The organism is Paenibacillus sp. FSL M7-0134 (genome assembly GCF_038007865.1).
Classification (GTDB): Bacteria; Bacillota; Bacilli; order Paenibacillales; family Paenibacillaceae; genus Paenibacillus; species Paenibacillus polymyxa_B.
Genome location: NZ_JBBOXV010000002.1, coordinates 1605953 through 1618802, shown reverse-complemented (window position 1 = coordinate 1618802; position 12850 = coordinate 1605953). Strand labels below are relative to the sequence as shown.

Annotated in this window: 10 protein-coding genes; all 10 read right to left on the bottom strand. The window is 47.4% G+C overall.

From position 1 onward, the window contains the following. Positions 1–13: 13 nt before the first annotated feature. The 10 genes from NSQ58_RS23065 to NSQ58_RS23020 all read right to left on the bottom strand — a co-directional run bounded on the left by NSQ58_RS23065 (position 14) and on the right by NSQ58_RS23020 (position 12564). The gene (locus tag NSQ58_RS23065) at positions 14–217 is read right to left on the bottom strand and encodes a YwbE family protein (RefSeq protein ID WP_013309792.1); all 204 of its coding nucleotides are present in this window, start codon (positions 215–217) and stop codon (positions 14–16) included. A gap of 65 nt (positions 218–282) precedes the next feature. Then, positions 283–1023, bottom strand: a complete 741-nt coding sequence (locus NSQ58_RS23060) for a DUF1361 domain-containing protein (protein WP_069080066.1) — start codon at positions 1021–1023, stop codon at positions 283–285. Between the two features lie 186 nt (positions 1024–1209). Next, on the bottom strand, positions 1210–2961 hold the full coding sequence (locus NSQ58_RS23055) for a hypothetical protein (RefSeq protein WP_341058272.1): 1752 nt from the start codon (positions 2959–2961) through the stop codon (positions 1210–1212). Between the two features lie 34 nt (positions 2962–2995). Beyond that, a complete protein-coding gene (locus NSQ58_RS23050) occupies positions 2996–3958 on the bottom strand; it encodes a sugar phosphate isomerase/epimerase family protein (RefSeq protein WP_445671680.1) in 963 nt (320 codons plus the stop codon). Beyond that, the gene (locus NSQ58_RS23045) at positions 3955–4827 is read right to left on the bottom strand and encodes a carbohydrate ABC transporter permease (RefSeq protein ID WP_341058270.1); all 873 of its coding nucleotides are present in this window, start codon (positions 4825–4827) and stop codon (positions 3955–3957) included. The genes NSQ58_RS23050 and NSQ58_RS23045 overlap by 4 nt, the downstream gene beginning before the upstream one ends. Before the next feature lie 21 nt (positions 4828–4848). Continuing rightward, the gene (locus NSQ58_RS23040) at positions 4849–5751 is read right to left on the bottom strand and encodes an ABC transporter permease (protein WP_341058269.1); all 903 of its coding nucleotides are present in this window, start codon (positions 5749–5751) and stop codon (positions 4849–4851) included. A 30-nt stretch (positions 5752–5781) separates the two neighbouring features. Further along, positions 5782–7389: an extracellular solute-binding protein gene (locus NSQ58_RS23035; protein ID WP_341058267.1), complete on the bottom strand. Its 1608-nt coding sequence runs from the start codon at positions 7387–7389 to the stop codon at positions 5782–5784. Positions 7390–7783: 394 nt separating this feature from the next. After that, a complete protein-coding gene (locus NSQ58_RS23030; protein WP_023988092.1) occupies positions 7784–8989 on the bottom strand; it encodes an MFS transporter in 1206 nt (401 codons plus the stop codon). Positions 8990–9008: 19 nt separating this feature from the next. Beyond that, complete coding sequence (locus NSQ58_RS23025; protein WP_341058266.1) at positions 9009–10070, bottom strand: ROK family protein; 1062 nt, start codon at positions 10068–10070, stop codon at positions 9009–9011. Between the two features lie 187 nt (positions 10071–10257). Continuing rightward, positions 10258–12564, bottom strand: a complete 2307-nt coding sequence (locus NSQ58_RS23020) for a helix-turn-helix domain-containing protein (RefSeq protein WP_341058265.1) — start codon at positions 12562–12564, stop codon at positions 10258–10260. Positions 12565–12850: the final 286 nt, after the last annotated feature.

Genomic DNA, 12850 nt, shown 5'->3' with positions numbered 1-12850 from the left:
TCAGCCCAAAGCTCTAGCCTTCGTTCGTTACGATATGTTTGACACGCCCAACCTGTCCGTCTGCCAAACGCACTTTGATTCCATGCGGATGACGCGGGGAATTGGTCAAAATATCTTTCACCGTTCCTCGCGTCAGCTTACCGGTAGGCTGATCCTTTTTAAGTACAATATCTACCTGAAGACCAGCGCGGATATCGGATCGATTCTGTCCGTTCATTGTAGCTATTCCTCCTTTGTTTTTACAATTTTTTGATGATATCCAGCCACTCAGCTGCAATCAAATCACCAGCGACGCCATTCGTCCTGGCGGTTGTTCCCCATCCAGACTACGCACATCGTGGATACATAGCTGACGAGCAAAATGACGAATACCATCCCACTAAACTCCACAAAATGAGTACGTTGCAAGGAGTCTGCCCATATGGAAGATACCTGTGCATACAGTTGAGAGGGCGCAGAAACAATATCCCATGTGTTCCCTCGAAAGAAACGGCCAATGTAAATACCCAGGCTGCTCAACAAGAGTACCGCCAGCATAAACAGCCAACTAACAAGCCCACCACGTGCACGCTGTACCAATTGTCGTACGGATTCGAGCGATACAAAACCCATTGTCAGGCCAAGTACGGCTACCAGCAGCATTCCCAGTACATGATTCCAAAAGTACGGATTTCCCCAGAAACGTTGCTCCCCGAGAAATGGATATCTGGCGAATACATGCAGCAAATCTGTGATCAAATAGGGTGTATTGGGATAAAAGAAAAGCCATGCCGCCCCCGTAACCCAGAGTAAAAATGTCCTCGTTCCCCGCCTCCACGAGCTGTACATTACATCAAGCAGTAGCGTCAACAGCATAGGAATCCAGGCCAACATCATATTCCACCAAATAAAAAGATAAGGGCGGCCCCCTGAGGGCAGTCGCACGTTAATGATCCACAATGTACTGATTACGGAGCATAAGGCCAGTGCTAAAAAAACATAGAGTTTTAGTGGATAATTTAACGATCTTAAACGGGCATACATATGTGTCTTTCCTCCTTGTAACCGTCCTGCCTTCCTGACGTTCCAATTTACACCTGTTCTGGACAGTGTACACCACAATGGCTTCAAGCTCAATGGAAGCGCTCTACCTCTACATAAATGAACATAAAAAAACATCTGTTCTCCGGGAATTGACCTCATCCCCGAAAAATAGATGCTTACTGTGTTTTAGACTTCACTCACAGGTAAAGGCGACATACGAATGTGGATCGTCTGATCAAACGGAGTCATCCAGTTGACCAGCAATGTATGGCAATCCATGGGGAGAGTGGCTCCCCTTACGGAATTAGCCATATGCTCTACGGTTGTTCCCATCAGCTCAAACCACGCATTCCCAGATTCATAGCGCGCCATACCGCCAGTCCAACATTGAACCGTTTCGTTAACCAGCCGGTATTCCCCGCAAGTGAAGCGTCCTTCGCGCCCAAAAATAAATCGAATCTGTGTCATGCAATCTACTGGACCCTCTGAGCGAAAACGAAGCGTCCACATATCGCTCTGACGATCCACATCGACCCGAATTTCATGCTTTTGTTCATGGGTTAATGGCCGTTTGTGATGCGGAAGCAAGTACCACGGACTGACTTCCTCCTGCGAGGTAGGCGGCAGATCTAAGGTCGCTACAGGGCCATAATAACCTTTGGACTGTATGCCCGATAGCGTCCAACCGTGTTCATGAGCTGTCAGCTTCTGCATGGGTACAAAACCAGGCGAGAAATATGATGCAGCCTGAACCGCCAATAATCGTGCATCTCCGTGCCGCAACGATAGGAACGATGAAGCCTCGGTCATCAGCGTGGCACTGGTATCCTCCTGCCGATATCGAACGACTGGCGCTCCAAAGTCCGTATGCAGTCGGCTATGATAAATCTGCTGGTGATGGCCTGCCTCATCCATTCGACTCAGATAGTCAGCCCTTGGGAAGTCTCCGTTCAGTAGTTGGTTATAGGTGACAGGTAATGTAGCTGGCGATACTTTACGAGTTTGCAAACGCGGATCTAGTAAAAAGCGCACAGCCGCATTGATAGGAGCACCGCCAGGATGATCCATGACTTGAATAGCGGCGACAGCCATCGCTTCAAATATAGCGTCCTCATCCTCTGTAGCCAGCATGGCATATGGTAGAAGATAAGAAGATAAGTTCAGGATCACCCCAAAATCCTGTCTCCCTGAATACTCTGTGACCACTTCGCCATCAGGATGGACAAGGTACACCATCATGCGTAAATTACGGCGCACCGACTCTAGTAGCTCCGGCTGTTTTAATAATCGGGCAGCATGAATCAGCATAATATCGCTAACGGCATTATAAATTCCGTTGCTGCGCTCCGTCCATTCGCCATCTGGTGTCCCGTCCAGCCCTTCGGCTAGCCAAGCCTCGGCCCGCACGAGTGCCTCGGGTAGATTAAACAGCTCATGTAGAAATCCCAGCGCAGCACACAATACCCAACGGTGATTTGGCGTATGGCAACCTCCGGTCAGCATGACCGGAATCGTCCGCTCCAGAAACAAGCGGATCGCATCAATCACCCGACGCAGCTCCAGCCAGTCGTCACCAACCAGCAGCTGATAGACCTGGGCGTAGCCTACCACCACGAACGCTGTATCCGGTGGCGAGTGAAAATTGGTCCAGCCCGGTGAAATAGAACCGTCCTCATGCTGCACACGTAGCATGTACTGCACAGCCAGCTCCAGTCGGATGAGTACATCCTCATTCCGATAATATGCAGAATCCGGATTGACAAGCGCTGCCGCCCAGATCGCCATTGCGGCAGGAGTACCGACCGAATGATTAGGCCAGGCGATTCCATTCTCATCATCAGTCACTCCGCCGTAATAACGGCTGTCAGCATCCAGCACCTGATGGTCCATACCTGGTTTTACCCAGGCATCGTTGATCGCTACGATTTTACTATACATTCCTCTCAACCCCTGTAATATGCATAATCGTTTATCATCCTTGCGGCTGAAGCTTCGCTATCTTACTTGTCAGCAACTCATGGCTACGTTCAATATCCTCCGGCTGACAAGCTGCTTTCAGCTCATAAACCTTAATAGGGGCCTGCCGGATAATATTCACGAAACGATCAAAGAACTCCAGATCACCGCTATGAATATAAGGGCACCAGTGATCAGATAATCCAATGGTTTCATGAATATGAACACCAAGAATATAGTCGATCATTTCATTGGCTTCCTTGGCGTTGTCGTACAGTCCCATTCGGTCCATAATCATACCGTGTCCAATGTCATACCACAGATAGACAGGTGCACCCTTCAAACGATCTATAATCGTCTTTGCCTCCTGCAACGTAGGCATCTGATAGCAGCGTGAACGCGTTTCAATGCCAATGGCTACATCATATCCCTTGGATGCGATGCGGTCACACACCTCTTCCAGACTATCACGGATGCGTTGTACATAGTGCCCACTCAGTGAATTCCGACGCTCCAGCATTTGGCCCCACAACGTTTGATAAGCAGCAGAATCCCTGCCCTGCTCATTGAAAATATCCTCTAGTTCCTCACTGATATCATATGGAAATGGAACCTCTCCGGGATGCACAACTACCGCTTTTGCACCATAACGATGCGCATATTCCGCAGATTGCACCAACAGCTCTATCGCACGTTGTCGCTTGCTTTCATCGTCAAACCCGAGCAGAACGGAATCCGTGCCGTAATCCGGGTCTGGTGTATGAGGAAATGTATTATGCACACTCGATATGCCGATTTCTCCCCGCTCAATCATAGGCTCAATCGTCGTCAGCATTTCCCGGGTAATGTTATAGTTCAGCTCCACCCTGCTAAAGCCCAACTGACGGATTTCCTCTACAAGTTCTCGGCCGACCGTATGCTTTTTAATATTCCAACAGGTGGAAAAGGAATATCCCCCCTTCGCCTTCATTATCATCACCCTTTCACCGCTCCCACCATCACGCCGCTGACAAAATATCTTTGCAGCCACGGATACACTAGCAGAATTGGAACCGTTGCAAAAATGACACTTGCTGCCTTCAACCCTTCGGGCGTAATTCTCGCGCCACTGGCTCCTTCCAGCCTGGTTAGCTCGGATACCATATTATTTTGAATCATTTGATACAGCTTGAGCTGTAACGGGAACAAATCGGGGTTTTGAATATACATCAGCGTATCCTGAAATCCGTTCCAACGGCCTACACCGTAAAACAGGCTTAATGTCGCCAGCACAGGCAAGGACAGCGGCAGTACAATCCGAAGCAAAGTGCCGAACTGGCTGCTGCCATCGATTTCTGCTGCTTCTTCCAAGCTTTCTGGAATCCCATTAAAAAAGGAAATCAAAATAATCAGATAAAACGGGCTGATCAGCCCTGGTAAAATAAGGGACCACATATTATTCAACAAATGTAAGTCGCGCACCAAAATGTATTCAGGAATGATGCCGCCGCTGAAAAACATCGTTACTACAATAATGAACATAATCGTTTTACGACCTCTTAGGTGTTTCTTTGTTAATGGATATGCTGCGATAATTGTCATTAACATACTCAGCACTGTCGTGATCAGCGTCAGCATAATCGTAAACCCAAGCGAACGGATCATGCTCATATCAGAAAAGACCTTTCCATATGCCTTCAAATTGAACTCAACTGGGAACAAAGTAACTTCCCCGGATGTAATGGCCCGGTTTGAGCTAAAGGAAATAGACAAAATGTGAATAAACGGGGCCAAGCACAGCAGTACAGCCACAGCCACCAGCACGGTGGTTACGATATCAAAGGTGCGATTTTCAGTACGTTCACTCATCAGATGTCAGCTCCTTTCCCCTTACATAATACTTTCATCTGTCAGTTTCTTGGAGGCATAGTTAGCTCCTAATACGAAGATGAGACCAACCACAGCCTGGAACAGGCCTACCACCGTTGCCAGCGTATATTGCCCGGATTCCATCCCGATGCGATACACGAACGTGCTAAGTACATCGGAATAATCTCGAACTGCCACATTTCCAATTACATAAGGACGATCAAAGCCAATGGTGATCATATTACCCAAATTAATGATAAGAAGCGTAGCAATAGTCGTTTTCATGCCAGGGATCGTAATGTACCAAATTCTTTTCATGCGTCCTGCACCATCTACCTCGGCAGCTTCGAACAATTCCCGGTTAATCCCGGTCAAGGCAGCGAGGTACAAAATCGTTCCCCAGCCTGCACTTTGCCACACCCCTGTCAGCAGGTAGGTGAGTACCCAGTCATTTTTATCTGTCAAAAATGGAATCGTCTGAAAGCCGAGCGAAGTAAGCACATTGTTGATCATGCCGGACTGCGTACCAAACACCTGGTACACAATCCCGCCAATAATCACCCACGAAATAAAATGAGGAACGTACAAAATCGTTTGTGACAGCTTTTTAAACCAGACTACTTTCATTTCATAGAGCAAAATCGCCAAGATTAAAGGTGCTGGAAAAGATACCAGCAAATCAAGCAGATTTAGCACGATGGTATTGCGCAGCGTTCGATAAAAATCGTCCATACGAAACACTTCTCTAAACGCATCGAACCCGATCCACTCACTCCCTGTAATTCCCTGAAAAAAGTTGAAATCCTTAAACGCGATCTGTACTCCCCACATCGGACCATATTTGAACACAATGAAGTAGGCCAGGGGCAGCACAAGCAACGCGTATAATTGCCAATATCTGCGGAAGTAAACGTTCCCTTTCATGCGCTGTCTCCTCCTTTACTTTCCGCCTTCTTACTTGCCTGTCATGGCCTTATAAGCTTCGGTACGCTCATCCAATATCGCTTGACCACCGCTCACCATATAATCCTTCAACGCCGCTTCGAATGTTGCATCAAACTGCGCCGGAGGCACCATCACGGATTTAACGACCATTTCGTCAAACTTATCCAGCAATGAGTTACTGTATTTGGACTCGGCTTTAATCGGATGGTCAAATTTCACTGGTGAAATTGTGTCCGTGTTGGAAATATCCATCGCCTTGCGAACATCCTCCTGGAATTGGGACGGCATGCCCAAAACAAAGGCTTCCTTGTTTTTGTTATCGTCTCCTGCAATCTTGCCATTCGCAATAATGACCACATCACCCTGATTATAGATACGATCCTGCGCTTCTTGTGTCGGTTTCTCCTTGGCAACTGGAATTCCGTCTTTCAAGGTATAGTTCTCGCCTTCCACACCATTTTGCATTTCAAGCAGCACCTTCTCGGAAGACATCCAGTCGAGATACTTGATCGCCTCAATCGCATGCTCACTGGATTTAGGTACCATAATGTAGAGTCCATTGGATGCAAATTCTGGCTTGGCGTGCTTACCCTCACTGTTGGTATAAGGGTCCATTGGAGTCAGCTTCGCTGCGGACTGGTTAGCCAACAGATTCGGATAGGCGGAGTCGTTATAATAGATGTTGTCGTAATCTTCACTGAAAAAACCGGTATTTCCGCTTTGAATATCCTGAGTCAGCTGTTTTTTGTCCTTATCCAGACCAAAGTCCTTGCTGATCAGATTCTCATTGTAAAGCTTGTTCATAAACTGAACTCCATCCTTGAATCCAGGTAGCAGGATTGGATAGTCACGGGAACCCAGCTCTTGGGTTAGCGTATATTTCTGCTCATCTGTCACTGGCTTAATAAAAGACCACAACAGCGGATCATATTGCCCCGGCTCCATCGTCATTCCCAGCGGAACGACCTTACCGCCGGTCTTGCCGGGGTCTTTTTCCTTGAACGCTTTTAGCGTGTTGTATAGTTCGTCTGTCGTTTTAGGAACAGGCATATTCAGCGTATCGAGCCAATCCTGACGAATAAAAGAGGAATATTTCCCTAAGATGGTACGTTTGCCGGGAATGGCGAACTGCTTGCCCCCCACCTGACCGTAGCTGAGCGTATCTTCACCGAGGAATTTTTTAAGATTTGGGCCGTACTCATTCAGCAGAGGGGTCAAGTCTGTCAGCCCCCCCTGCTCCGCATACCGTTCAAAGGTTCCGGAATCATAAGTGAACACGATATCAGGTACATCACCACCGCTAGCCATCAGAACATTCAGCTTGGTAACTTCTTCGGAGCGCTGAACGGGCACGTACGTCAGATCAATATCGTTGGGTTTGCCAAAGTTTTCTTTTGCATAACGGGTTAAATAGCTGTCAGTAATGGTATAGCCCTGAGGTGTATTGCCTCTGTCAAAAATTTCAACCTTCAATGAACCACCCTTGTTTCCGATAGCGGTCGAAGCCTTGTCCGCCTCACCCGACGAGCATCCACTCAATACAACCGACAGTGCAACCGTAGCTGCAAACAGCAGACGAAGCTTCTTCAATGTTCCTCCAGCCTTATTCCCACTCATTCCTGAACACCCCTTTGTCTGCTTTTCCCGTTCGTCGCCTCTTCTGAGGAGGAGGTTATGACATTTCATGCATCGGCATGAGTCTGTCCCTTTTGGTCCGGGATGTGCCTTAGTATGACATGACCGCAGGAAAACTGACAATAAACTAGTTTCCCAATCATAAACCGGTTGATTGAAAGCGATTACTGAACATGATGAAGCGCTTACTCTTATTAAAAATCACTATTTTCCTGTGAATAAACCATTTTCTTTGTTCGTTTTGTGTGAGCTATAGTTCCATATCACGTGATTTAAAAGTTTTTCGCACGAAAAAAAGAGCATCCTCACCCTCATCAGGGATTCGATGCTCACACTACATTTTGTTAATTTCAATGAAATACTAATGTCACTACTCCTACTGTGAAGTCTCTGAAGGGAGGCTCATGGATAGTTTGCGTACCTTCCCTGTTTTCCCATCCTTACGGCTACGTGATACATAAACCATCATTAATGCCCCCAAGGTTGCGCTGATCAGACACGCCAGGTTCATTAATTGCGGCCCTCCAGCGTGAAGAAGAAAGCCATTTAACAAATTACCTACAATCCCTGCCAGCCCGGCAAATACCATATTGAACACGCTTTGTCCGGTCGCTTGCATATCCTTTTCAGTTACATGTGAAACATACTCGACCGCTGCGATGTAGAAAAAACCAAATGACAATCCGTGCAGCACCTGCACAGCAATCATAACGGTAGGGTCGGGAAAAGCTAATTGAATTCCCCATCGAATCATATAAGCGACTGCCCCTAGCAAAAGAGTTCTCTCTAACCCAATCTTTCGAATCACTCGTGAAGCGAGTAGCATTGAGGGGACATTCGTAATGGACGCAATCAGCAGAGCAACCCCGACCAAACTCGTAAGTCCTCCCGACATCTTAAAGGCCAATACGAAATAGGTGTTGAATGCGGTTAACGTCTGATTTACTAAAAAACTGCCCCCCAAAAATATTAAAAATGTCCTGTTGCGTATCAATTGACCAATGCCGTCCGAAAACGATTTGCGCAGCACGAGATCTTCCTCCGTATTTTTCGGCAACGCCAGCGCCGTCAGGGCCGCAAGACTGTTCAGCACCAAAAAAGGTACCCACATCATAGTCACAGATAACAGCGATACAAATAGCCCCCCGGCGTAACCGCCCACCGCATTGCCTATACTCGCCATAAATCGTATACTGCCATAGGTCGTTCCTGCCTTCTTGGCCGCCACAATCGCATAGGAATCCGCAATCGGCGCCTGCGTTGCCGTAAATATTGCCATAGTGGAATACACAAGCGCCATCAGAACAAAACGCTCCGACTGATAACATACGGCCATAATTCCCGGAACCGCTACACTCAAAATGAGCACCAGCCGCATTTGACGATATTGATCCACAATAATTCCCCATATCGGCTGAACCAAAATGGATACCAGCGTACCAATCGCCATCAGAACACCGACACTGCTGCTCGTCAATCCATTCTGAACCAGCAGTAGTGTCAAATATGGATTAAACATGCCCCCTGCCAAGCCAATAAACAAATAGAAGCTTCGTAGCTTCAGCATTTGTGAGCCTACCATCTGGAAACCTCCCTGTTGTTTAGCGTACCGAGCTGCCCAGAATCGTAGCCAATGCTCCGATGGCCCCGGCTTCATTCCCCAGACCAGCAGGTACAATAGTACAAGGAATATCCGTCCATAAGGCTACTCTTTGCCGAATTTCATCCAAATAATACGTGTTACCTTCTGCTACACCGCCACCTACAACGATCATTTCCGGGTTCAGCAGGCTGATCACATTCGTCAAAGCCATCGCCATATGCACTAGTGCAGGCTCTAAAATCATCCGTGCTTCTACATCACCTTCGGACGCCGCTTGCAAAACATGTCTCGCCCCTACCTCGTCCCTGTTTCCTCCTGCCAGCTGGATCATGTGTGTTCCTGGTATGCCAGAGGCGAGTGCTGATTTTACACTGCGCGTTATCGCTGTACCCGATGTCAAAGATTCGAACACACCGAACTCGTCCGTCCCTTTCTGTTTTGCTGCTTGCCATGCCTGTTCCTCGCCTGCAATCCAGTAAGCCATCTCACCTGCTCCGCCTGCGGCTCCCTTATACATCTCTCCATTTAAAATAAGACCACAACCGATACCTGTTCCCACCGTTATCATCATCACATGCCGTAATCCCCGAGCTGCCCCTAACCATTGTTCTCCCAAAGCAGCCATATTCACATCATTATCCAGCACCAAGCGACCACTGTATCGGTGTGCAACGATAGATCGTATACTTTCATGCGCATTACCGCCATGCGTACTGTCGCCATGTATACGATCTTGAACACTCCATGGAATTGCCGGGGCGTGGGTAATCGTTCCGCTATCGTTATCTACCACACCGGGGAAACCGATACCTATGCCTTTTAACTGTGCCAGCGACAAGCCTTCCTGTTTTAGACAATGTTCCAGCTCCTCGAATAGACTCTCAAAGAAAAAATGGGCATCGTTCGTATGAACCGTCGGAAATTTATGCCTCACCACTACTTGCTGTTCCGCTGTGCCGATACAGATCAGCGTCTTCGTCCCGCCAACATCAATGCCTGCGGCCCAGCCGGAAGCCTTCGGCTCATTCCTGTGTTGCTTTTGTACATACATGTCCGCCATAGCCATCCTCCGTCATTCCGGTTCGCCATCATGCCTGCCAATACATCGGCTGTTGACGCCCTGTAGGTTCAAGATATGGACATAAGTATCGCATTTGAACACCTGTGCCGCAATAAACTAAATTCCGCCCCATAAACTGACGCGCTTTACTCCCCCTTTTAATGAAAAAAACAAAAAAGGCGAGCGCCTATAGCGCTCCCCCTGTTAATGAATCCTCCGGTTTTAATCTCAGCTTGCGATAATCTCCCGGCGTTACGCCGACTACCCGCTTAAATACCCGCCCAAAGGTAATCGAATTGGCATAACCAACCTGAGTCGCAATATGCTGAACCGTCTCGGTCGTGTTACACAGCATTTGCTGGGCATGATTCATACGGAGCCGGGTCAAAAAATCGACGAATTTCATATCAAATTCTGTTTTAAATAGATGACTAGCATATTTAGGTGACACATCAAAACGTTCACTCAAATGATTTAACGATAAATCCGGATTCGTATAGTGCTCTTCAATATATTGCTTCATTTCGCTAACCATAGCCCGGTAGCTTTTGGTTTCACTGGCGGCAACGTAAGTCCGATACACAGTGGTCATGTGCTCCAGCATTAGCGTATGCATCACAGCCAATGAAGAAGCAGACTCGACCTCAGATTTCCATCGTTCTACTTCCGGCCCGTTAAAATAACGATCCAGTGCCCCCGATACATCCTTCATCTCACGCATTTCTCGTTCCAATAGCTCTTGCAGCCACTGCATTACCGTTAAAATATCTCCATCCTTCAGCTTGTCTGTTTCCATTGCCCCAAATAGTCCTTCCAGCTGTACACGCCAATCGTGGCTCGCCAGCCGAAAAGAACGAATCGTCTCCGAAATCAGCGGCAAATAGGAGTATAATGGAATGTCATCAGCCTGCGGAACCTGTTCACTGGTTACAATATCACGCACTCCAAGCGTTAACCGGTACCGCAGAGCAGAAATGGCGGACCGATAGGAATCCTGAACATGCGCCAACTCATGAATCTGGCCGCCTATCCCAATCGTGAGCTGTACACCCAGATGCCCATGCAGCCACTCACAGCCTGTTTGTGCCATTTCTTGCAGCTTCACACCCAGTAAGCCTTCCCCATCATCTACCTCTTTCCGCAATAAAATGGAAATTCTTTTACGACTCATCCATTCTGCCCAGCCCTGCCATCCATAGGTAGCTGCTAGTTCCTCTACCACACCAAGCAACGACAGGCTTAAACGCTGATCTTCGCCCCCATGATCCTCTAAACGTCTGCTACCGTCTGCTGTCTGTGGCAGATCCAGATCGTGCAACTCTACCACCATGACAGCATAAACCAGAGTAACACCTCTCTTCCCGCCATCCGCAAAAGGAGAAAGATCATTCAGCCGAAGCTCTACCGTTTCGGTGCCTGTACCTTCCATAAGATCAAGGAACAGCTGCCGCCGCCGAATGAGTATATTCGCATGCTCCTGCTGTTCATAATCAATCGTTTGCCGAATCAGACTTTGCAACGCATGATCAATCATCCACAGCTCGTCCTTGTTGTTTTCCTCACCCGGACGGCTGGGCAGTTGTTGAATACGCTGCATCATCAGCTGAATTGGCCTGTAATTTCTGCGGGTCACATAAATAATGTAGATCACCGCTAATATAACAACAGCCAATCCAACTACAATCCAGACGTAAGAGATAACAGACACCCACTCGAACAACTGTCCGGCACGAATACCACTTTCAAAACTCCATCCCAGCCGGGGGGACATCAGATGAGTCAGTTGCTGCCCGTCCTCTGCTTTTACAGCATCTTTTGTACCGGATGCAGCTGGATAAATGGTTTGACCGCTAGCATCATTAATCACCAGATAGGAAACTGTCGGATTCGTCATTTGACCAATCATTTGCTGCAACGGATACACACCGATATTGATTACCAGCAGCCCTTGTCCTCCAAAAGGCAACGGGAGGCGCTTATGCATCGAAATCACACGTTCTGACGTATGTGTTCCCGGCTCCGTCCATTCCCGCACAGGTGACCACTGCCGATCCTCCGACCGAAGAGCCTGCTCAATATACGGATAATCACCGAATGTCGAAGCATCCTGAAGTCCACTTCTCGTTAACACCGTGTGATCCTTCGTTCGATAAATATAAACGGAATGTACCAGTTCATGATTATCCTTAAGCGCGCGTAGGCTTCCAACCAGCCCATACAGCATCGTGCTGCCACTTTGCGCCTGCCCATTCAGAAAAGAACTGTAGCTCTTGTTCGTCTCCGCCTCGCTTAATACGTCCATTTCTACCTTTGTCAGCGACTTCTCCACACTGTCCAGCACAAATCCGGTTGTAATCCGATTCGCCTTTCCAGTTTCATTGCGCGATATTTCGTTTACAATCAGGAAGGATAAAAAAATGAGGATCGACACCGTTAACATAAAAATCGGGAAATAGGAAAAAAGCAATCTCCTGTACCAGCTCTTTCGCATCATGTCCTCCCCCTGCCGCCTAATGCTTTCATGACCCTCTCTATAGGGCTTCGCTCAACACTAAGCATACTCGTGATGTCAGTTTTAATGCGGATTTGATTATACTTTGAACCTATTCTACCAAAATTAGATGCTAAATAGATAGATTTCTTACAAATGATCTGTTATCACTTAAGTCGAAAACCCTCTTTTGTTATGTATATTAACATTATGAAAACGCTCTACATATCATAAAATAAATTTATATTATAAAAAAAGCCTATCCATCATCTACTTAAAGACGGATAAG

What these genes read in the sequence shown, in the direction of transcription:
- NSQ58_RS23060 (WP_069080066.1), bottom strand. Translation starts at nt 1,023, where the DNA reads ATGTATGCCCGTTTAAGATCGTTAAATTATCCACTAAAACTCTATGTT.
- NSQ58_RS23045 (WP_341058270.1), bottom strand. Translation starts at nt 4,827, where the DNA reads ATGAGTGAACGTACTGAAAATCGCACCTTTGATATCGTAACCACCGTG.
- NSQ58_RS23065 (WP_013309792.1), bottom strand. Translation starts at nt 217, where the DNA reads ATGAACGGACAGAATCGATCCGATATCCGCGCTGGTCTTCAGGTAGAT.
- NSQ58_RS23020 (WP_341058265.1), bottom strand. Translation starts at nt 12,564, where the DNA reads ATGATGCGAAAGAGCTGGTACAGGAGATTGCTTTTTTCCTATTTCCCG.
- NSQ58_RS23035 (WP_341058267.1), bottom strand. Translation starts at nt 7,389, where the DNA reads ATGAGTGGGAATAAGGCTGGAGGAACATTGAAGAAGCTTCGTCTGCTG.
- NSQ58_RS23055 (WP_341058272.1), bottom strand. Translation starts at nt 2,961, where the DNA reads ATGTATAGTAAAATCGTAGCGATCAACGATGCCTGGGTAAAACCAGGT.
- NSQ58_RS23030 (WP_023988092.1), bottom strand. Translation starts at nt 8,989, where the DNA reads ATGGTAGGCTCACAAATGCTGAAGCTACGAAGCTTCTATTTGTTTATT.
- NSQ58_RS23025 (WP_341058266.1), bottom strand. Translation starts at nt 10,070, where the DNA reads ATGGCGGACATGTATGTACAAAAGCAACACAGGAATGAGCCGAAGGCT.
- NSQ58_RS23040 (WP_341058269.1), bottom strand. Translation starts at nt 5,751, where the DNA reads ATGAAAGGGAACGTTTACTTCCGCAGATATTGGCAATTATACGCGTTG.